Below are 18727 nucleotides of genomic sequence, written 5' to 3'. Positions count from 1 at the left end.
GTGCGCGTCGCCGAATCCCCGTTCCCCTGTGCGCTTTTCGGGTCACCAGTCCCCTCGTTACACCGAAGCTCGTTCCTCGCTTCGGCACTCGGGGAGCAGAAGATTGCGACGCGACCGACAACGACGACGGCACTCGCGGAGCAGAGGTTTGCGGCACAAGCGACGTCGACTGCACTCGGCGAGCAGGAACGCTCAGCGTCCCCGAATCCCGTTCCCTAGTTGGGCTTTTCGGGTCACCAGACCCCTCGTTACACCGAAGCTCGTTCCTCGCTTCGGCACTCGGGGAGCGACGGGGGTGCGGCACGACCGACGTCGACAGCACTCGGGGAGCAGAGGGTTTCGTCGCCGACAACAACGGCACTCGCGGAGCAGAGGGTTACGTCGCGACAACGACGGCACTCGGAACCAACGGGTTCGTCCCGAAATCTCTTACCTCGCTTCGGCACTCGGGATTGCCACACTTCGGCGACCGACTCGAGCGGTCGCGACAAAGCAGGACAAACCACCCAACGAGCGGCGTCGAGCCGCTCGAGGTTTGACTGCTACGTCACGCTCACCTACCGATACCGGAACTTCGCCTTTCCACCGGTCCACATCGGCGCCTCGTAGGCGATGCCGAGATGTTGACCTGGGCCTACCTGAACCTGCTCGTCGATCGGACCCATACTGCCCATGTAGCGCGTGTGGATGTGCACGTGATGGACACCCGGCGCCACCTCGAACGCCTCTTCGCCCCACGTCCGACCGCGCTCGACGCCGTCGATCACGATCAACGGCCCGGTGAAGAACAAGAAGAAGCCGAGCGGCATGAACGACGTGTTGATGTGCAGGAACGCGCCACCGCCCTGCGACGGCTGGCCTGCGAACTGCTGCTGACCGGGCGGCTGGCCGTACTGCCCCTGCTGCGGGGCGCCCTGCTGCGGCCCATATCCCTGCGGCGGCTGGCCGTACTGCGGGGGCGGGCCGCCCGGATGTGACCCTTGCTGCGGATACGGTTGCGGCCGACCTTGCGGAGGTTGATCGCGCCCCTGCTGCGGATACGGTTGCGGCTGCCCATACCGCGGCTGACCGGGCGGCCCCTGCTGCCCATATCCTTGCCCACCCTGCGGCGGCCCAGGCTGTCCCGGCTGTCCCGGCCCACCCTGCTGCCCCGACGGTCCCCACTCGGGACCTCCACGCTGCTGCCCCTGTCCCGGATCCTGCGGATAGTTCATACCGTCAAACCTAGCGCTCCCCCGCCCCACAAGCTGACACAATCAACTGGGAAGACACGCCGACGGCGAGGGAGAACTCCACATGGCCGAGATGTTGCGCGCCGGCCCGGCGTCGAACGTGATACCGGCGCCGCCGACCCCGACCATCTGCGACGCCGCCATCGACCTCCGCACACCGGACAATCCGCGCACACGGCTGTGGGAGCCGTCATGGCTGCGGCCCGCACGTTCGAATAGGGTGACGGGCGATATTCATTCCACCCCGAGAAGGGATCGACCATGGCAGCGCCATTGATCGAAGCATCCATCGACATCAAGGCCACTCCCGAAAAGGTGTGGACAGTGGTCTCCGACCTCAAGCGGATGAGCGAGTGGAGCCCGCAATGCAAGAGGATGATCGTGCGCGGCACACCCGTGTCAGTGGGAACCCGCACGTTCAACATCAACCGCCGTGGTCCGCTGGTCTGGCCGACCACCGCCAAGGTGATCCGCTTCGAGCCGAATCGAGAACTCGCCTTCCGCGTCACCGAGAACCGCACCGTGTGGAGCTACACGCTCACCCCGACCGACGCGGGCGTCACGCTGACTGAACGCCGCGAAGTGAAAAACGGTGAGACCACGGCCATTTCAGCTGCACTGGTCGACAAGTTCATGGGCGGAACCAGTTCCTTCGAGGCCGAACTGCAAGAGGGCATGAACGAGACTCTGGGCAAGATCAAGCGCGCGGCCGAGGCGGCGTAACGCATGGCCCGACGTCCCGTCCCCGACCCGTCTGCCCCCGGCGTCGAACCACGCCAACAGTCGACCGTCGAGCATCTGCGTGCGCTTGCCACGCAGACCATTCCGCCGCTGCATCCGGCGGGTATCCCGTTCGTCGCAGTCCCGGCCGCGGTGGCGGTCCTGACACGTCGCAAGCGCTGGATCTCCCGCCCGGCCGCCGTGCTCGCCGCATCCAGCGCGGCCTTCTTCCGCAATCCCAGCCGAGTGCCGCCGACTGCCACCGGAATCGTGGTCGCCGCCGCCGACGGCGAGGTGGCGCTAGTCGATGAAGTGGTGCCGTTGCCCGAACTCGGCCTCGGCGACCAGCCGGTCCCCCGGGTCTCGACGTTCCTGTCGGTGTTCGACGTCCACGTACAGCGGGTCCCGATCAGCGGCACCGCCGAGTCGGTCACGCACACCGCGGGCAAGTTCCTCTCCGCCGACCTACCCGCGGCCAGCAGCGACAACGAGCGCACGTCGATGATCATCCGCACCGACGACGGCATCCGGATCGCCGTCATCCAGATCGCCGGGCTGATCGCGCGGCGCATCGTGTGCGACGTCGAGCCCGGCGCCCGGCTCGCGATCGGCGACACCTACGGGCTCATCCGGTTCGGGTCCCGCGTCGACATCTATCTGCCCGCCGGATCGGTTCCCCGCGTCCAGGTGGGCCAGCGGACCGTCGGCGGCGAGACCGTGATCGCCGACCTCCCCCAGAGTCCGGCATGATCTCCGGCCGGCCGCGGCAACCGGATCGCGTCTCCCGACGACGCCTCGCCGGCATCCGCACACGCCGTTCGTCGTCGACGCCGAAAACCGACGGCCGGTCGAATCTGCACTCCGGGCTGATCGTCATCCCGTCGACGCTGACCATCCTCGCGATCTGTGCCGGCCTGTCGGCCGTCCGGTTCGCCGGTGACGGCAAGGTCGACCTCGCCCTCGCCCTGGTCGTCGCCGCCGCCTTCCTCGACGGGATCGACGGCCGCGTCGCCCGATTGATCGGTGCGACAACCAAATTGGGCGCCGAGATCGACTCGCTCGCCGACGCCATCAACTTCGGCGTGGTACCCGCGCTGATCGTGTACGTCCATCTGATGCCCGGCCAGGACATCGGCTGGTTGTTCGCTCTGGTCTATTGCTGCGCAATCGTTCTGCGCCTGGCCCGGTTCAACACCCTCAACGACGACGAGAACGCGCCCGGCTACACCAAGGACTTCTTCGTCGGGGTGCCCGCGCCCGCGGCGGCGATCATCGCACTGCTGCCGATCGCGGTGGCACAGCAGTTCGGCGACGGCTGGTGGACGTCGGTCGGCGTGGTCGGCGGATGGCTGATCTTCTCGGCTTTCCTTGCGGTGAGCCGCATTCCGACGTCGTCGCTCAAAGCCACGAGCAAGATCTCGCGGGCCGCCATCGCACCGATCATGGTCGTCGTCGCCGGTGCGGCGGCACTTCTCGTGACGTATCCGTACCTGCTGATGGAATTGGCCATCGTCGGCTATCTCGCCCACATCCCGTTCGCCTGGCGCAACAAGCGGTGGGTCGCGGCACGTCCGGAACAGTGGGAGACCCATCCCCGCGAACGGCGCGCGCACCGCCGCGAACTCGGCCGCACCCAGCCCAAGCGCCGCCCCCGGCTGGTGCGGCGAAAGTCCCAGGCGCGCCTGGGACTCCGCCGGCCAGGCCACACCGACACCACCGGGAACACCGCCGCTCCGTCATGACCGGATCACAGCTGACACTGACCGCCAAACTCAATCCGGCCGCCGTTGAGGCACGACGCGGCATCGCCCGTGTTCATCCCGAAGTTCTTGCCGCGCTTGGTCTTCGCGAGTGGGATGCGGTGTCGATTACCGGCGCCCGGGTGACCGCGACCGTGGTCGCCGCCACACCCGCTGACTTCCCCACCGGCGCGATCCTGCTCGACGACATCACGCTGTCCAACGCCGGCGTCAAGTCCGACGCCCTTGTCGTCCTGTCCCCCGTCGTCGTGCACGGTGGGTCACGGGTCGTGGTCGCCGGATCCGCACTGGCCAGCCAATCCGTCGACGAGGCGACGCTGCGCCGGGCACTGCTCGGCAAGGTGTTGTCCGTCGGTGACACGACGTCGCTGCTGCCGCGCGACCTCGGGCCCGAATTCGCCGCCAGCAGCGCGACCCGCAAGCTCGCCACGTCCGTGGGGATCACCTGGACCAACGAACTGTTGACCGTCGCCGACACCACGCCCGGTGCACCGGTCAGCGTGCAACCCAACACCGCGGTCTTGTGGTCCACCGGCTCCGACGCCGTGCCGGCCACCCGATCGCCGGGTCCCACAGCGGTTCCCGCGCGCCGCACACCGCCTCGCAAGGCGCGCCCGGTCAACGAACTCGTCGGCGTCGACGCGCAGGTCGCCAAGCTCACCGAGTGGCTGCGGATCACCCTCGACGAACCCGAAATACTCGCCGCATTGGGCGCCCAACCACGACTCGGGGTGCTGATCACCGGCCCGGCCGGCGCCGGGAAGGCTACCCTGGTGCGCTCCGTCTGCGCGTCGCGGACCATCGGCATCGTCGACGGTCCCACTGCGGGAGCCCTTGCGGCACAAGCACGTACGCAATTGGTGACCGACACGATCACCGCACTCGCCGCGTCCGGCGGGGTGCTGTTGATCACCGACGTCGACGCGCTCCTGCCGGCTACCCCCGAGCCGGCGTCGACGCTCATCCTCGACGCCCTGCGCACCGCGATCGCCGACCACCCCATCGCCCTGATCTGCACCAGCGCCGCGCCGGCCGGTCTCGACCCGCGGCTGCGTGACCCGTCGCTGTGCGACCGCGAACTGATCATCGGTCTCCCCGACTCCGCCACCCGCAGCAAGTTGCTCGCCGCCATCCTCACCGGCGTGCCGACCGACGACGATCTCAATCTCGATGAGATAGCCTCCCGCACACCGGGATTCGTCGCCGCCGACCTCGCCGCGTTGACTCGCGAGGCGGCGTTGCGGGCCGCAGCGCGCACATCGGCGTCGGGCGAGAAGAAGCCACGACTGTCCGCCGCCGACCTCGACGGCGCGCTCAGCGTGATCCGGCCGGTGTCACGCGCCGACTCCCCCGAGGTGGCACTCGGTTCGATCACCCTCGACGACGTCGGCGACATGGAACAGACCCGACAATCCCTCACCGAGGCCGTACTGTGGCCGCTGCGCCACCCGGACACCTTCACCCGGCTCGGTGTGCAACCGCCGCGCGGTGTCCTGCTGTACGGGCCGCCGGGCTGCGGCAAGACCTTCGTCGTGCGCGCACTCGCAGCATCGGGACAACTCAGCGTGCACACCGTCAAGGGTGCGGAGCTGATGGACAAGTGGGTCGGGTCGTCGGAAAAGGCTGTGCGCGACCTGTTCTCGCGGGCGCGGGAGTCGGCGCCGTCGCTGATCTTCCTCGACGAGGTCGACGCCCTGGCTCCGCGGCGCGGCCAGTCGAGCGACAACGGTGTCTCAGATCGCGTCGTGGCGGCGCTGCTGACCGAGCTCGACGGCGTCGAACCGCTGTCCGACGTCGTCGTGCTGGGTGCCACCAACCGCCCCGATCTCATCGACCCGGCGCTCCTACGACCCGGCCGACTCGAGCGGCTGGTCTTCGTGCCGCCGCCCGACGCCGCTGCCCGCCACGAGATCCTCACGGCCGCCGGACGCAACGTGCCGTTCGCCGACGACATCGAGCTGGCCGCTCTCGCCACCGAGCTCGACGGCTATTCGGCCGCGGATTGTGCTGCGCTGCTTCGTGAATCGGCGCTGGCGGCGATGCGGCGCGACATCGACGCGGTGACCGTGACGGCAGAGGATCTCAAGTCGGCACGGGCCGCGGTGAAGCCGTCGCTGGATCCGCAGCAGGTCGCCGACCTCGCGGCATACGCACAGCGGCGCGACGAGCGGTAGGGCCCTGACTCGGAGGAGCCGGCAGAGCGGGCGGATTGGCCCGTTTGTACGATACTGAATCGGCGTCGACGGATCTAGGGTGACAGGGCGTGTTCGCATCGGGCGCCGCGATGACAGCGGATTCCTCTGCGGCACAACCTAGTTCCCACCGTTTGGAGATTGTCTATGAAATCGAAACGAGTCCGTGCCGCCGTAGCGGCCGCCGGTGCCGTAGCGGCGCTGTCCGCATCATCGATGGCAGCGGCGCCCGCATCGGCCGGCCTGCTCGACACCCTGTTCGGCAGTCTCGGCGGCAATACGCAGCCGAGCCCCCAGGGACCGAACAAGCCGGCGCCGAACGCGAGCCCCAACGGCGTGCGGACAATTGTTGTGACGACTAGCAACTACCACTCGCGCAAACTCGGTCCGAATCTCTACTCGACGGGGTCGATCGGGTACAGCTATTCGGCGCGCGACGCCTCGAATGCCGAGGTCAAGGGATCGAACTGCCAGATGGAAGTCACCTTCAGCGGACCCGACACGCCTGCCACCAGCAAGAGCGCCAATTGCCAGGGCAATGTCGGAAACGTCGGGCGGTTCCGTACGGCCGGCAAGTACACGCTCACCGTTACCGACCGAGTGTCGGGTGCGGTCGGCTCAGCGTCGTTCACTGTCGAATAGCGCACTCTCCGACGGTTTGCCGAGCTCCCGACCGAACATGCCGGGAAAGCTACCCTATTGCTGACACCCCGCAGGCACGACGATTATCGTGGTGCACGCTGTCTCAGCTGTAGGGTAGCGGCGGCTTGACCGCAGGCCTGGCGACACGCTCCGTTCGACCAATCGAAGGGGGCGGCTGGTTGCGCTTCGGCCCGACCCCCTACCCCTCCGAATCCAGTTGATAGAACACCGAATCTGGTCTGGCCTCAGCTGGCGTCACAACGAAGTCAGTGAACGTGTTCCGGGATTGGCTCGGCCGGCTTCGGCCTCTTCGAGCATCTGCTCCCGCGAAACCGCCGCCAAGCCGTCATTGAGCAGGCTGACGCCCGGATACCGGGCGTAGTCATCACCCAGATGGGGGGCCAGGAATTCGGCGAAATAGGTGTCACCGTACTGACGCTCACTGACGATCTTCTTCGACGCCGGATCGAATTCGATCACCGCCACATACTGACCGGTTCGCCGGGTGCCGTCGGCCGCGTCGAAGGAGAACGTGGCTTCCCGGAACAGTGTATTCGGTCCGGACCCGTGCACACGCTTCTGCGAAGCCGCCCGCTGCTCGACACCCGAGGGCAACGCGCGCCGATAGTGTTCAGCTACCGCGTCCCGGCCGTCCACCGATATCTGGCCGGTCGGGAATTCATAGTGCGGATCGTCGACCACCGTCCCCATCGTCCATTCGACATCCTGCGACGCTTCCCGAATCTCATGTTCGTAAAGGATGGCTTCCATCTCTTCGACAGATAGTTCAGTCATTTTCTCTTCCATTTCTGACACCGACAGTCCCGCAGTTACGGAATCAATCATCGTTTACCGGTCCGACAACGCACTCAGTCATCTCGCCTGGGCCAGTTGAGCGATTGCCTTCTCCGCCGCCAACTTCCGGTGAAGTATTGCTGCGTTTCACCTTGGTCTACACGGTATTTCCGCACACCGTTGGATGGACCAGATCCGACCGGCCTTCGGTCGGATCTTCAGACTAGCTCCGCGATGAACGCCCACCACCGCATCGATAGCGATTCCGCCATTCGCGCAGAGCTATCCCAATTCTGTCAGCCAATCGGACAATCGACCGCCCGGCGAGCAATGAGTGAGCGGGATCGTGTAACGTCGCATATTCCTATCAAGCGCGATCCCGGCTACGCTTTTGGTATCGATTCCCGTGACTGGAGCACAGATGCCAAAGTCCAATTCGCGCAGTTCCCCCGACAATGCCCGATTGCGCGACGCCTTGTCCGTCGTACGATTCTTCGACCGCCTGAGCCTCCGAGGCACGAATATCGATGGCCTGGTCCGCGGGGCGGCGCATCTGGCCGATGCTACCGCCGGTGCCGAGCACGCTGGAACCGTCGTCCGATTCGCACCAAACGGGCAACGGGTTTCGCCGGACGTCGCAGTTCTACCCCGGTCGTCCCAACTCAGTCGGAATGGCAGCACGGTGTGGCTTGAGCGCAGCGGCGCGCCGGGCTCAAGCGATGAGCTGATCGTCGAACGACTTGCGGTCGCGGCCGGATTGATGGGCGCATACCGCACCCCAGCGGGTGTTCTGACCGCGATCAATGCAGCATTGCCCTATGACACGAGGGCGATAGCCCTAGCCGAACTCGGTATCCAAGCGGACGCCCGGATCCAGGTGATCGCGACGGATCCGCCGTTGTTGATCGGGGATGCACCGTCGGCGGTAGCGGCCACCCGCTACGGCGCGCTCCGCGCGTCACTCGTCACCTTCGATATCCCGGTCATCACCGAGCACGCGGGTCTCGGTTTGTGGACTCGCGCCGACCACGCGCCCGAATCATGGCATTCCGCAGTTGTCGCCTACCGCCTGGCACTTCCGGAGACACCCGTCATCGATGCCAAAGACCTCGGCGCGTTGATCATTCTCGCCGAAGCGCACCACCGCAATCCAAGCCAGCCCGACGTCGAAGCTCTGAAACTCCTCGACGACCGCAATGCCGAGATACTCCGCATTCTCGTTGAGGCCGACAGCATTCGTTCCGCGGCTGCAACGCTCATGATGCATCACTCGACTCTGCAAAGCCGACACGACGCGCTCACTCATGAACTCGGCTACGATCCGCGAACCCCCAGCGGGCGTGCCCGGTACAGCGCAGCAGAGGTATTGCGTAGGCTTTCCCCCTGAGCACGTACGGTAAGCCCCTACCCCTCCGAATCCACTTGGTAGAACACCGAATTGGGTCCGCCCGCGGCCTGCGGCGTGGCGCCCACCTGCACCCAGTAGGTGGTCGAACCGTCCTTGTGGGACAGCATCACCACTCGCTGGCCACCCTCGGTGGTCCGCGACGACTCGGTGAACCCGGCGTCGGTCAGCTTGCGCACCGCGGCGTCGAGCGCGTTCCCGACGTCGGATTTACCCTGCACGGTGATCGACCAGCCGTCGGCCTTGGTCCCGTTGGCGGTCAGTACCCGACCGTCGAGCAGCGGCACGTCCGACGTCGGGAAGTCGCTCGGTAAGGCGACGACGTCGAGGCCGTCGCCCTTCGACGACGAATCGCCGCCACCGCAGCCGCTGACGAACAGCACGCCGCAGACCGCGAGCAGTACCGCGATCAGTCGTATGCCACGAGCGGGCCCAGTCACCGAAGTCCACACGAACCTAACGGTATCGGCCGGGCCCCACGTCGGCGTGCGACGACACGCAGCGAGTCGTCGACCGATCAGTGATGGAACGGGCTCGCCTTGCCTTCGCGCGGCAGCGGTGCCTCCAGCCGATCGAGATAGGCGACCTCGCCCTCGATGTCGGCGATCAGCACTGTCGCCAGATCGTGGCTGAGCCCCGACCGCACCACGATCCGTTGCACGGTCAGGTCGGCCATGTCATCGGCCATCGGGTAAGCGGGCACCAGCCAGCCCTTCATCCGGAGCCGATCGGACAGGTCGTACAGGTCCCACTTGTCGGTGTAATCCTCCTTGAGCCGCCAGGCGAACACCGGAATCGTGTCACCCTTGCTGATCAGCTCGAACGGCGCCAGCTCGCCGATCTTGCCCGACAGATACTGCGCGACGTCGAGCGACCCCTGCTGAACCTCCCGGTATCCGGCCCGGCCGAGCCGCAGGAACAGGTAGTACTGCAGCAGCACCTGTGCGCCGGGGCGGGAGAAGTTGAGCGCGAACGTCGGCATGTCGCCGCCCAGGTAGCTGACGTGGAAGATCAGACTCTCCGGCAACGACGCGGTGTCGCGCCACAGCACCCAGCCGACGCCCGGATAGACCAGCCCGAACTTGTGACCGGAGGTGTTGATCGAGACGACTCGCTCCGCTCGGAAGTCCCAGCGCAGGTCGGGTTGGCAGAACGGTGCGATCATCGCGCCCGACGCTCCGTCGACGTGAATCTTCACATCCAGCCCGGTCGCCGCCTGGATCTCGTCGAGTTTCGCCGCGATCGCCTCGACCGGCTCGTACATTCCGGTGAACGTCTGTCCCATGATGGCGACCACGCCGATGGTGTTCTCGTCGATGTACTTGTCGAGGTCGTGGCCGTCGAGCACCAGGTGGTCCGGGGTCACCGGCACGTACCGCGGTTGCACCTCGAAGTAGTTGCAGAACTTCTCCCAGCAGACCTGCACCGCCGAGGACAGCACGAGATTCGGCTTCTCCGTCGACAATCCCTGTTTCCTGCGACGGTCCTGCCACTGTCGTTTGAGCGCGAGCCCGCCGAGCATGCAGGCCTCCGACGACCCGACCGTCGACGTTCCGATCGCATCGCTCACCGACGGCGCGTTCCACAGATCGGCGAGGATCCGCCAGCAGCGTTCCTCGATCGCCGCGGTCATCGGGTACTCGTCCTTGTCGATCATGTTCTTGTCGACGGTCTCGGCGTAGAGCTTCTTCGCCGTGTCGTCCATCCACGTGCTGACGAAGGTCGCCAGATTGAGTCGTGCGTTGCCGTCGAGCATCGCTTCGTCGTGCACGATCTGGTAGGCCGTCTCCGGCAGAATCTGCCCCTCCGCCAACGCATATCGGGGAAGTTCATCGGATTCGCGGGGGCGGGTGAAGACGTTGTCGAGCTGGATCGACTCCCCGAGGTCGATCTCGCGGCGGGGATTGGTGGGGCGGTGGACCATTCGTTCTCCTCGGATGCGTCGTCAGCCGGCGGCGGCCGCATCGGTAAGATGTCGATTTGCGGGACTCGATCCCGTGACACCCCGCCGTCGGCCGTGGCCGACACAACCGTATCGGAGTGCCCATGGTTTCAGTGCTGGTCGCGCTATGCGTGTGCGCACTCGTGGCCCCGATGGTGATCATGTGGCTCGGCTCACGCGGGTTCTACGTCCTCGCACTCGCCCCGGCCGCCGCGCTGATCTGGTTGATCGTCCAGTGGCCGACCGCCGGGTCGCCGCGGGTGCAAACGGTCGACTGGGTGCCGGTGTTGCACATGTCGATCGTGCTGCGTATGGACACTCTCGCGGCCATCATGTCGACTCTCATCCTCGGCATCGGCTCACTCGTATTGTGTTATTGCGCAGGCTATTTCGACGTCATCCGACCACGCGTGGCAGTGTTCGGCGGCGAGCTGATCGCCTTCGCCGCGGCGATGTTCGGGCTGGTGCTGTCGGACAACATGCTGGTCCTCTACGTCTTCTGGGAAGCCACGACGATCCTGTCATTCATGCTCGTCGGCTTCTACGCGATGCGCGCGACGTCGCGCCGAGCCGCCACCCAGGCCCTGTTGGTGACCACGCTGGGCGGCCTGGCGATGCTCGGCGGCATCGTGATGCTGGGTCAGCGCACGGGCAGCTACCTGCTCAGTGATCTACTGGCGCATCCACCGGCGTCGTCGACGTACATCGACATCGCCGTCGCCCTTGTTCTCGTTGGCGCACTGAGCAAGTCGGCGATCGTTCCCTTCCACTTCTGGCTGCCCGGCGCGATGGCCGCCCCGACGCCGGTAAGCGCGTACCTGCACGCCGCGGCGATGGTGAAGGCCGGTATCTACCTCGTCGCGCGGCTCGCTCCCGCGTTCGCGATGAATGTCAGCTGGCACGCGATGGTCATTCCGCTCGGCCTGCTCACGATGATCGTCGGCGGCTGGCGCTCGCTGCGCGAACTCGACCTCAAGCTGATCCTGGCCTTCGGCACGGTGTCGCAGCTGGGTTTCCTCACCGTGCTCGTCGGCGTCGGCGATGCGAACGTCGCGATGGCCGGACTCACCATGCTGGTGGCGCACGCGCTGTTCAAGGCGTGCCTGTTCATGGTCGTCGGCATCATCGACCACTCCACGGGTACTCGCGACCTGCGCCGCCTGGCCCGGCTCGGGGAGCGACTGCCGGTGTTGGCGCTCACCGCCGCCGTCGCCGCGGCGAGCATGGGCGGGCTGCCCTTCACGATCGGATTCGTCGGGAAAGAGACGGCGTTCGGGTCGGTCTGGGACACCGGCGCACTGTCGGACTGGCAGGACATCGTCGTCGATCTCACCTTGCTCATCGGGTCGGTGCTGACCTTCGCCTACGCCATCCGGTTCCTCTGGGGCGCCTTCGGCCGTAAGGTCCGCAAGGTTCCGACGACGGCCGTCAAGAACATGCACACACCGTCGAAGATGTTCTTGTTCGCACCGATCCTGCTGGCCGTGGCCGGCGTGGTCGCGGGCTTCCTCAGCCCGCTGCTCGGCGACCTCTTCGAACCGTATGCGACCACCCTGCCCGACTACGGCGAAGAGTTGGAACATCTCGCCATGTGGCACGGTTTCGGCATCCCGGTCCTGTTCTCGGCGATCGCCATCGTCGGCGGTGTGATCGTCTTCCTCATCGTCCGGGCCGAGCGCAATCACCTCTTCGTCCATCGCCCGCTGATCAACGCCGACCGCATCTACGATGCCGTGCTGCGCGCCGCCGACGTCGCCTCGCTGACCCTGACGCGCAACACCCAGCGCGGGTCGCTGCCGATCACCATCGGCGTCATCCTGTTGACCTCGATCGTGCTGCCCATCACGATGCTCTTCACCGGAACGCGAAACACGCTGTCGGTCACCGGTTTCGAGACTTTCGCGCAGGTGGTGATCGCCGTCGGGATGGTAGCCGCGGGCATCACCGCGACCGTGCTGCGCAATCGGCTGGCGGCGGTGATCGTCGTCGGTGTCACCGGATACGGATGTGCCGCGCTGTTCGCGCTCTACGGCGCCCCCGACCTCGCCCTCACACAAGTCCTGGTGGAGACGCTCACCCTGGTCATCTTCGTGCTGGTGCTCCGGAAACTGCCCGCCGAGCCCGAGCGCCGCCACTTCACCGGCTTGCGCTCGGTTCGTGCGGTGGTGGCGCTGGCCTTCGGCGCAACCCTCGTCGGTATCGGCCTGTTCGCGGCGGCGGCCCGGACCGCCACTCCGGTCCAGATCGATCTGCCCAGCGCCGCATACGCGCTCGGCCACGGGGCCAATGCGGTCAACGTCATCCTGGTCGACATCCGCGGCTGGGACACGCTGGGCGAGGTGTCGGTGCTCATCGTCGCGGCGACGGGAGTGGCGTCGATGGTGTTCCGCACCAAGCGATTCGGCGCCGCGCCACGAGTCTCCGACGCGCTTGCGCTCGCCGACTTCGACGACGACCCCATCCCGCCCGACCGCACGACGTGGCTGCGTGGCAGCGACCTGCGCGACCCGCGGCATCGCTCGATGGTGCTCGAAGCCACCACTCGGCTGATCTTCCCGACGATGGTGGTGCTCTCGGTGTACTTCTTCTACGCCGGCCACAATGCTCCGGGCGGCGGCTTCGCGGGCGGTCTGACCATGGGGCTGGCCCTCGTGCTGCGGTATCTCGCGGGTGGCCGCTATGAGCTCGGCGAGACGATTCCGGTCGAGCCGGGCAAGATTCTCGGTGCGGGCCTTGCCATTTCGGCGGGCACCGCGGTCGCGTCGCTGTTCTTCGGTGCCCCCGCGTTGTCCTCGGCGATGATCACCTTCACGCTGCCGGTCCTCGGCCACATCAAGATCGTCACCGCGCTGTTCTTCGACCTCGGGATCTACCTGATCGTCGTCGGCCTGGTCCTCGACATCCTGCGCAGTCTCGGCGCACGCCTCGACGTCGAGTCCCCGGCCGCAGCGCCCCAGGTGGTGAAGGTATGAGCGTCAATCTCGGACTCCTCATCGCCGCGGGTCTGCTCGGCGCCGCCGGTGCGTACCTGTTGATGGAGCGCTCGCTGATCCGGATGCTTCTCGGACTCATCCTGGCGGGCAACGGAATCAACCTCCTGATCATCGTGATCACCGGCGGCATGGGTAATCCGCCGATCAAGGGGCAGACCGCGGGCGACCGCGCCCACGACGCCGATCCACTCGCACAGGCGATGGTGCTCACCGCGATCGTCCTCACCATGGGCGTCGCCGCGTTCGTCCTCGCGCTCGCCTACCGACTGTTCGTACTCAACCGCGACGACGACGACGTCGACGACGACACCGAGGACGTCAAGATTCTGACCGGCTCCCTGCAGACCGCCCCCGACCGCGACCGCAGCGACGACCCCGTCACCGGCGCCGACACGGCCGCCGGCGACTACTTCGACGACGACGGAAACCCGCTCACCGCAGCCGAATTCGACGCCCGGCACCGGACGACGATCGAGACCGACCTGATGCCCGACGACGTCGCCGATGTCGCCGACGAGCTGCGCGACCCCGACGACGCTCCGGTCGACGCCGACGCCGGGCAGGTGACCGAATGATTCCGCAGAGCTCGTGGATCAACACCCTGATCGTGCTCCCGACGCTGACACCGCTGCTCGGGGCGGCCCTCACACTGCTGCAGGGACGCCACCCGCGTTTCCAGCGTGCGGTGACCGTCACGGCGATCACCGTCGCGCTCGTGGCGTCGAGCATGATGCTCTACCTGACCGACGCCCACGGCACCTACGCCGTGCACATCGGCGGATGGGGCGCAAACGGCTACCCCAACGGACCGTTGGGCATCACGCTCGTCGTCGACCAATTGTCGGCGCTGATGCTGGTGGTGTCGACGACGGTGCTGCTGGCGGTGGTCGTGTACGCGATCGGGCAGGGTATCCGCGACGGCACGAGTCAGCAGCCGGTGTCGATCTTCCTGCCCACCTACCTGATCCTGTGCACCGGTGTCTGCAACGCGTTTCTGGCCGGCGACCTGTTCAACCTGTTCGTCTCCTTCGAGATCCTGCTCGCCGCGAGCTTCGTGCTGCTCACCCTCGGGGCCAGCGGCGAACGAGTCCGGGCCGGGGCGTCGTATGTGATCGTGTCGATGGTGTCGTCGTTGATCTTCCTGATCGGGATCGCCTTCGCCTACGCCACCACCGGAACGCTCAATCTCGCCGAGATGGCGCTGCGGCTCGACGCCGTGCCGTCCGGAACACGCAACGCGCTCTACGCGGTGCTGCTGGTCGCCTTCGGCATCAAGGCGGCGGTGTTCCCGCTGTCCACGTGGCTGCCCGACTCCTATCCCACCGCACCGGCCCCGGTCACCGCGGTGTTCGCGGGTTTGCTGACGAAAGTGGGTGTGTACGCGATCATCCGCACGCACACGCTGCTCTTCCCGGGCGGGTCGATGGATTCGATCCTCCTCGTCGCCGGTCTGCTGACCATGCTCGTCGGCATCGCCGGTGCGATCGCCCAGTCCGACATCAAACGTCTGTTGTCGTTCACTCTCGTCAGCCACATCGGCTACATGATCTTCGGCATCGCCTTGTCGTCGGAGATCGGTCTGTCCGCGGCGATTTACTATGTGGCACACCACATTCTGGTGCAGACGACACTGTTCTTGGTGGTGGGGCTCATCGAACGCCAAGCCGGGTCGTCGTCGCTGCGACGCCTCGGCGGACTGATCGCGACGCCGCTGCTCGCGGTGCTCTATCTCATTCCGGGCCTCAATCTCGGTGGTATTCCACCGTTTTCGGGCTTCATCGGCAAGGTCGCGTTGTTGCAGGCCGGTGCCGCGAACGGCTCCGTGCTCGCCTGGCTGCTGGTGGGCGGATCGTTGGTCACCAGCCTGCTGACGCTCTACGTCGTCGCCCGGGTGTGGACCAAGGCATTCTGGCGTCCGCGCGCCGACGCCCCGGAGGGAGAGTTGTCCGACGCCGGGCCGTCGGCGCTGGTCGACGAGAGCACCGACGCCGCGTTCGCCGACCGCGCCGACGTCGGGCGGATGCCGTTGGGGATGGTGCTGCCAACCGCCGCGATGGTTCTCGTCGGCCTTGCGATGACGATCTTCGCCGGCCCGATCATGGGCTACACCGAGCGCGCCGCCCACGACATCACCTCACGCCAGGTGTACATCGTCAATGTGCTCGGCCCGCAGATCGTGAACTTCACCGGGAAGGACGGTAAGTGATGGCCTCTGCATCGACTGGCCGACGCACCCACCCGGTACGTCGCGGCCTCGTCAACGTGTGGCGGTTGAGTCTGCTCACCATCTTCTGGGCGTTGGTGTCGGCGCTCGTCTGGGTTCGTGGGCACGTGCGGCTGCCGAAGTGGTTGGGCTCCGACAGCCGCGAGGTGGCCGTACGGTTGTGGACGCTGGGCTGGCTGACATTCGTCTGGGTGCTGCTGTGGGGCGTGGTGTCGTGGGCGAATGTGCTTGCGGGAGCGACCCTCGCGATCGCCATCGTCACACTGCTGCCACTGCCCCGGGTGGCCGTCGAAGGTCGCATCCACCCGCTGTCGGTGGCGATCTTGGTGCTGCGCCTGGTCTATGACTTCGCCGTGTCCAGCTTTCAGGTCGGCTGGATGGCCGTCCGCCCCGGCAAGCCGCCCCTCGGGGCCGTCGTCCGGGTTCGTGTGGCGATCAAGTCCGACATGGTGCTGACCCTGGCGATCGACTATCTCAATCTCGTGCCGGGGACGATGGTCGTCGAACTCGACCATCGGCGGCGGCTGCTGTACGTCCACGTCTTCGACGTCAGCAGTCAACGACGGGTACGCGCGTTCTACCGTCAGGTCGCCTACACGGAGAAGATGTTCATCAAGGCCTTCGAGCGCGACAGCGAATGGCACCCCAGCCCCTATCACGGCATCGACGACGACTATCACCACGTCGATCCGGTCGACCGACTGCGCGTGACCGGCCCCGAATCGCAGGAGCGTTCATGAACTCGGTGATGAACACGGCGTGGACCATCGCCGGCGCCGTCCTGCTGATCTCGGCGGCGCTGACGACCTATCGGATCCTGCGCGGCCCGAGCACGTTGGATCGGCTCGTCGCCGCAGATGTGCTGGTCGCACTGTGCATGTGCGGACTCGCTCTGTGGGCGGCGATCAGCCGGGATTCGACGGTCGTTCCCTCGATCGTGGCGATCGCGCTGGTCAACTTTCTGGGGTCGCTGGCCGTCGCACGCTTCCGGGTGAGGGATGATCAACAATGATCGGTGACATCATCAGCACCGCGCTGATCCTGTTCGGCGCGCTCGTGGCACTCACCGCGTCGATCGGCCTGGTGCGCTTCCCGGACACATTGAGCCGCATGCATGCGGCGACCAAACCGCAGACCTTCGGCCTGCTGCTGATTCTCGCCGGCGCGTCAATTCGGTTGTCCGGCAACGTCGACGTCGGGATGCTGATCTTGTCCGGCCTGTTCGCGCTGATCACCGCCCCGGTGGTGGCGCACCGGCTCGGGCGGTTGGTCTATCGGGAACAACGGGCCCGCGACGGCCTGACGAACTCCGACCCGGAACCGGAGACCGAGCAGTAGGCGGCCCTATCCTCGCCGCCACCGGCCCCGTCCCGCGGGTCGAGCCGGGCCTATCCCCGCTGGTTGAGCCGCGCCACCCCCGCTGGTTGAGCCGCGCCACCCCGCTGGTTGAGCCGGACCATCCCCGCCAACCCCGCTGGTTGAGCCGGGCCGGAGCGATAGCGCAGGCCCGTGTCGAAACCACCGAGCGCGGGCGCGAAATCCATTGTGGCACCGGGGTTTCGACTCGGCTTCGCCTCGCTCAACCAGCGGGGTCGCTGCGCCGCGCTCAACCAGCGGGGTCGCTTCGCCTCGCTCAACCAGCAGAGGAGAACATCCCGCTCCCCCGTACCCTTATCCCAGTTCCGCCACCACGGAACTCACCACGTCGCGCAGGTCTGCCGTCCGCTCGAACACGGCTCGCTGCCGCTGATACGACGCCCCGCGTCGAATGATCTCTTCGACACCGGCGAGTTCTTCGACGCACGACAGTTCCGCCGCGATGGGTGCCAGCTCGACCAGGATGTCCGCGAGGTCTTCGGTGACCAGTCGCTCATTGCACTGCGCGTCTTGAATGATGATGGCGTCGAGCCCGTATCGTGCTGCGCGCCACTTGTTTTCCTGCACCAGCCACGGCGCCATATCCGGCAAGGTGGCATTGGGGTCACCGAGCCGGCGTTGCGTCAGCGTCCGATCGAGGTACACGATCAAGCAGTGCGTCAGTGCTACCAGCGCGGAGAGTTCGCGGGTATTCGACACGCCGTCGCAGATGCGCACCTCGATGGTACCCAGGTGCGGCGACGGCCTGATGTCCCAACGGATTTCGTTGAGGTGGTCGATGATGCCAGTCGTCTTCTGGTCGGCGACGAACCCCTCGAATTCATCCCAGCGGGTGAACTGAAACGGCAGACCGGCGGTCGGCAGTTGCTGGAACATCATCGCACGGTTGCTCGCGTATGCGGTGTCCTGTCCCGACCACATCGGCGACGACGCCGACAGCGCCAGCAGGTGCGGGTAGTACTTGAGCAGGGCGGAGATGATCGGTAATACCTTGTCGCGGTGCGAGATTCCGACATGCACGTGCACACCCCAGATCAGCATCTGGCGTCCCCACCACTGGGTGCGCTCGATCAGCTCGGCGTAGCGGTGCCCTTCGGTGAGCAGCTGCGTCGACCACTGCGCGAACGGATGCGTACCGGCGCCGTACAGGTCGACGCCGAGTCCGTCGCCCACCGAGCGCACCAGTTCGAGTGACTCGGCGACGTCGGCGACGGCCTCGGCGACGGTGGTCGACACACCGCTGACCAGTTCAACGGTGTTGCGCAGCAACTCTTTGTGAACCTTGGCGGTGATGCCCTCGCCCGCCTGCGCGACCACGCCGTCGATCAACGCGGCCGCCGAGTTCGACAGATCACGCGTGTCCCGATCGACGAGGGCGAACTCCCATTCGACACCGAGGGTCGGCGAGGGCGAACCTATGAAATCGACTGACTCGTTGCTCATCT

At 66.3% G+C, this 18727-nt stretch carries 17 protein-coding genes; 12 read left to right on the top strand and 5 right to left on the bottom strand.

The features are described from left to right. Window positions 1–557 precede the first annotated feature (557 nt). Window positions 558–1214: a hypothetical protein gene (locus HH308_RS23485; protein WP_170196684.1), complete on the bottom strand. Its 657-nt coding sequence runs from the start codon at window positions 1212–1214 to the stop codon at window positions 558–560. Between the two features lie 279 nt (window positions 1215–1493). Between HH308_RS23485 and HH308_RS23480 the strand changes: the two genes are divergently transcribed. The 5 genes from HH308_RS23480 to HH308_RS23460 all read left to right on the top strand — a co-directional run bounded on the left by HH308_RS23480 (window position 1494) and on the right by HH308_RS23460 (window position 6546). Further along, complete coding sequence (locus HH308_RS23480; RefSeq protein ID WP_170196683.1) at window positions 1494–1955, top strand: SRPBCC family protein; 462 nt, start codon at window positions 1494–1496, stop codon at window positions 1953–1955. 3 nt (window positions 1956–1958) lie between these two features. Beyond that, window positions 1959–2702 (top strand): phosphatidylserine decarboxylase, encoded by a 744-nt coding sequence (locus HH308_RS23475; RefSeq protein WP_170196682.1) that lies wholly within the window; start codon window positions 1959–1961, stop codon window positions 2700–2702. Next, on the top strand, window positions 2699–3694 hold the full coding sequence (locus HH308_RS23470) for a CDP-alcohol phosphatidyltransferase family protein (RefSeq protein WP_170196681.1): 996 nt from the start codon (window positions 2699–2701) through the stop codon (window positions 3692–3694). Before HH308_RS23475 ends, HH308_RS23470 begins: the two co-directional genes overlap by 4 nt. Continuing rightward, window positions 3691–5886 carry an AAA family ATPase gene (locus tag HH308_RS23465; protein WP_170196680.1) on the top strand — a complete coding sequence of 732 codons (2196 nt, stop codon included), beginning with the start codon at window positions 3691–3693 and terminating at the stop codon, window positions 5884–5886. The genes HH308_RS23470 and HH308_RS23465 overlap by 4 nt, the downstream gene beginning before the upstream one ends. A gap of 165 nt (window positions 5887–6051) precedes the next feature. After that, window positions 6052–6546, top strand: coding sequence for a hypothetical protein (locus tag HH308_RS23460; protein ID WP_170196679.1), 495 nt, complete (start codon window positions 6052–6054; stop codon window positions 6544–6546). Between the two features lie 255 nt (window positions 6547–6801). Here HH308_RS23460 and HH308_RS23455 read toward each other — a convergent pair whose 3' ends face one another. Continuing rightward, window positions 6802–7341 carry a nuclear transport factor 2-like protein gene (locus HH308_RS23455; RefSeq protein WP_170196678.1) on the bottom strand — a complete coding sequence of 180 codons (540 nt, stop codon included), beginning with the start codon at window positions 7339–7341 and terminating at the stop codon, window positions 6802–6804. A 421-nt stretch (window positions 7342–7762) separates the two neighbouring features. On the opposite strand from HH308_RS23455, the gene HH308_RS23450 reads away from it, so the two are divergent. Continuing rightward, on the top strand, window positions 7763–8728 hold the full coding sequence (locus HH308_RS23450) for a hypothetical protein (RefSeq protein WP_170196677.1): 966 nt from the start codon (window positions 7763–7765) through the stop codon (window positions 8726–8728). A gap of 17 nt (window positions 8729–8745) precedes the next feature. Here the strand turns inward: HH308_RS23450 and HH308_RS23445 are convergent, their stop codons facing one another. Beyond that, window positions 8746–9198: a hypothetical protein gene (locus HH308_RS23445; protein ID WP_312870824.1), complete on the bottom strand. Its 453-nt coding sequence runs from the start codon at window positions 9196–9198 to the stop codon at window positions 8746–8748. A 65-nt stretch (window positions 9199–9263) separates the two neighbouring features. Next, entirely contained in the window at window positions 9264–10670 is a 1407-nt protein-coding gene (gad, locus tag HH308_RS23440) for a glutamate decarboxylase (protein WP_170196676.1), read from the bottom strand. A 122-nt stretch (window positions 10671–10792) separates the two neighbouring features. On the opposite strand from gad, the gene HH308_RS23435 reads away from it, so the two are divergent. The 6 genes from HH308_RS23435 to mnhG are packed head-to-tail and all read left to right on the top strand — an operon-like array spanning window position 10793 to window position 17243. Then, window positions 10793–13660 (top strand): Na+/H+ antiporter subunit A, encoded by a 2868-nt coding sequence (locus HH308_RS23435; RefSeq protein WP_170196675.1) that lies wholly within the window; start codon window positions 10793–10795, stop codon window positions 13658–13660. Further along, complete coding sequence (locus HH308_RS23430) at window positions 13657–14256, top strand: Na(+)/H(+) antiporter subunit C (protein ID WP_170196674.1); 600 nt, start codon at window positions 13657–13659, stop codon at window positions 14254–14256. Before HH308_RS23435 ends, HH308_RS23430 begins: the two co-directional genes overlap by 4 nt. Continuing rightward, the gene (locus tag HH308_RS23425) at window positions 14253–15887 is read left to right on the top strand and encodes a Na+/H+ antiporter subunit D (protein ID WP_170196673.1); all 1635 of its coding nucleotides are present in this window, start codon (window positions 14253–14255) and stop codon (window positions 15885–15887) included. The genes HH308_RS23430 and HH308_RS23425 overlap by 4 nt, the downstream gene beginning before the upstream one ends. After that, complete coding sequence (locus HH308_RS23420; RefSeq protein WP_170196672.1) at window positions 15887–16645, top strand: Na+/H+ antiporter subunit E; 759 nt, start codon at window positions 15887–15889, stop codon at window positions 16643–16645. Before HH308_RS23425 ends, HH308_RS23420 begins: the two co-directional genes overlap by 1 nt. A gap of 8 nt (window positions 16646–16653) precedes the next feature. Beyond that, window positions 16654–16917, top strand: a complete 264-nt coding sequence (locus HH308_RS23415; RefSeq protein WP_170196690.1) for a monovalent cation/H+ antiporter complex subunit F — start codon at window positions 16654–16656, stop codon at window positions 16915–16917. Further along, window positions 16914–17243, top strand: a complete 330-nt coding sequence (mnhG, locus tag HH308_RS23410) for a monovalent cation/H(+) antiporter subunit G (RefSeq protein ID WP_170196671.1) — start codon at window positions 16914–16916, stop codon at window positions 17241–17243. The genes HH308_RS23415 and mnhG overlap by 4 nt, the downstream gene beginning before the upstream one ends. A gap of 333 nt (window positions 17244–17576) precedes the next feature. Here the strand turns inward: mnhG and HH308_RS23405 are convergent, their stop codons facing one another. Beyond that, window positions 17577–18725 (bottom strand): glutamate--cysteine ligase, encoded by a 1149-nt coding sequence (locus HH308_RS23405; protein ID WP_170196670.1) that lies wholly within the window; start codon window positions 18723–18725, stop codon window positions 17577–17579. Between the last annotated feature and the right edge of the window lie 2 nt (window positions 18726–18727).

This window comes from Gordonia asplenii (genome assembly GCF_012933505.1).
GTDB lineage: Bacteria > Actinomycetota > Actinomycetes > Mycobacteriales > Mycobacteriaceae > Gordonia > Gordonia asplenii.
This window is presented reverse-complemented; position numbering and strand designations above follow the sequence as displayed.

Excerpts from the sequence above, each read along its gene's own strand:
- gad (WP_170196676.1), bottom strand. The coding sequence starts at position 10,670 with ATGGTCCACCGCCCCACCAATCCCCGCCGCGAGATCGACCTCGGGGAG.
- mnhG (WP_170196671.1), top strand. The coding sequence starts at position 16,914 with ATGATCGGTGACATCATCAGCACCGCGCTGATCCTGTTCGGCGCGCTC.
- HH308_RS23425 (WP_170196673.1), top strand. The coding sequence starts at position 14,253 with ATGATTCCGCAGAGCTCGTGGATCAACACCCTGATCGTGCTCCCGACG.
- HH308_RS23435 (WP_170196675.1), top strand. The coding sequence starts at position 10,793 with ATGGTTTCAGTGCTGGTCGCGCTATGCGTGTGCGCACTCGTGGCCCCG.
- HH308_RS23460 (WP_170196679.1), top strand. The coding sequence starts at position 6,052 with ATGAAATCGAAACGAGTCCGTGCCGCCGTAGCGGCCGCCGGTGCCGTA.
- HH308_RS23470 (WP_170196681.1), top strand. The coding sequence starts at position 2,699 with ATGATCTCCGGCCGGCCGCGGCAACCGGATCGCGTCTCCCGACGACGC.
- HH308_RS23480 (WP_170196683.1), top strand. The coding sequence starts at position 1,494 with ATGGCAGCGCCATTGATCGAAGCATCCATCGACATCAAGGCCACTCCC.
- HH308_RS23455 (WP_170196678.1), bottom strand. The coding sequence starts at position 7,341 with ATGACTGAACTATCTGTCGAAGAGATGGAAGCCATCCTTTACGAACAT.
- HH308_RS23465 (WP_170196680.1), top strand. The coding sequence starts at position 3,691 with ATGACCGGATCACAGCTGACACTGACCGCCAAACTCAATCCGGCCGCC.
- HH308_RS23420 (WP_170196672.1), top strand. The coding sequence starts at position 15,887 with ATGGCCTCTGCATCGACTGGCCGACGCACCCACCCGGTACGTCGCGGC.
- HH308_RS23475 (WP_170196682.1), top strand. The coding sequence starts at position 1,959 with ATGGCCCGACGTCCCGTCCCCGACCCGTCTGCCCCCGGCGTCGAACCA.
- HH308_RS23405 (WP_170196670.1), bottom strand. The coding sequence starts at position 18,725 with ATGAGCAACGAGTCAGTCGATTTCATAGGTTCGCCCTCGCCGACCCTC.
- HH308_RS23450 (WP_170196677.1), top strand. The coding sequence starts at position 7,763 with ATGCCAAAGTCCAATTCGCGCAGTTCCCCCGACAATGCCCGATTGCGC.
- HH308_RS23430 (WP_170196674.1), top strand. The coding sequence starts at position 13,657 with ATGAGCGTCAATCTCGGACTCCTCATCGCCGCGGGTCTGCTCGGCGCC.
- HH308_RS23485 (WP_170196684.1), bottom strand. The coding sequence starts at position 1,214 with ATGAACTATCCGCAGGATCCGGGACAGGGGCAGCAGCGTGGAGGTCCC.
- HH308_RS23415 (WP_170196690.1), top strand. The coding sequence starts at position 16,654 with ATGAACACGGCGTGGACCATCGCCGGCGCCGTCCTGCTGATCTCGGCG.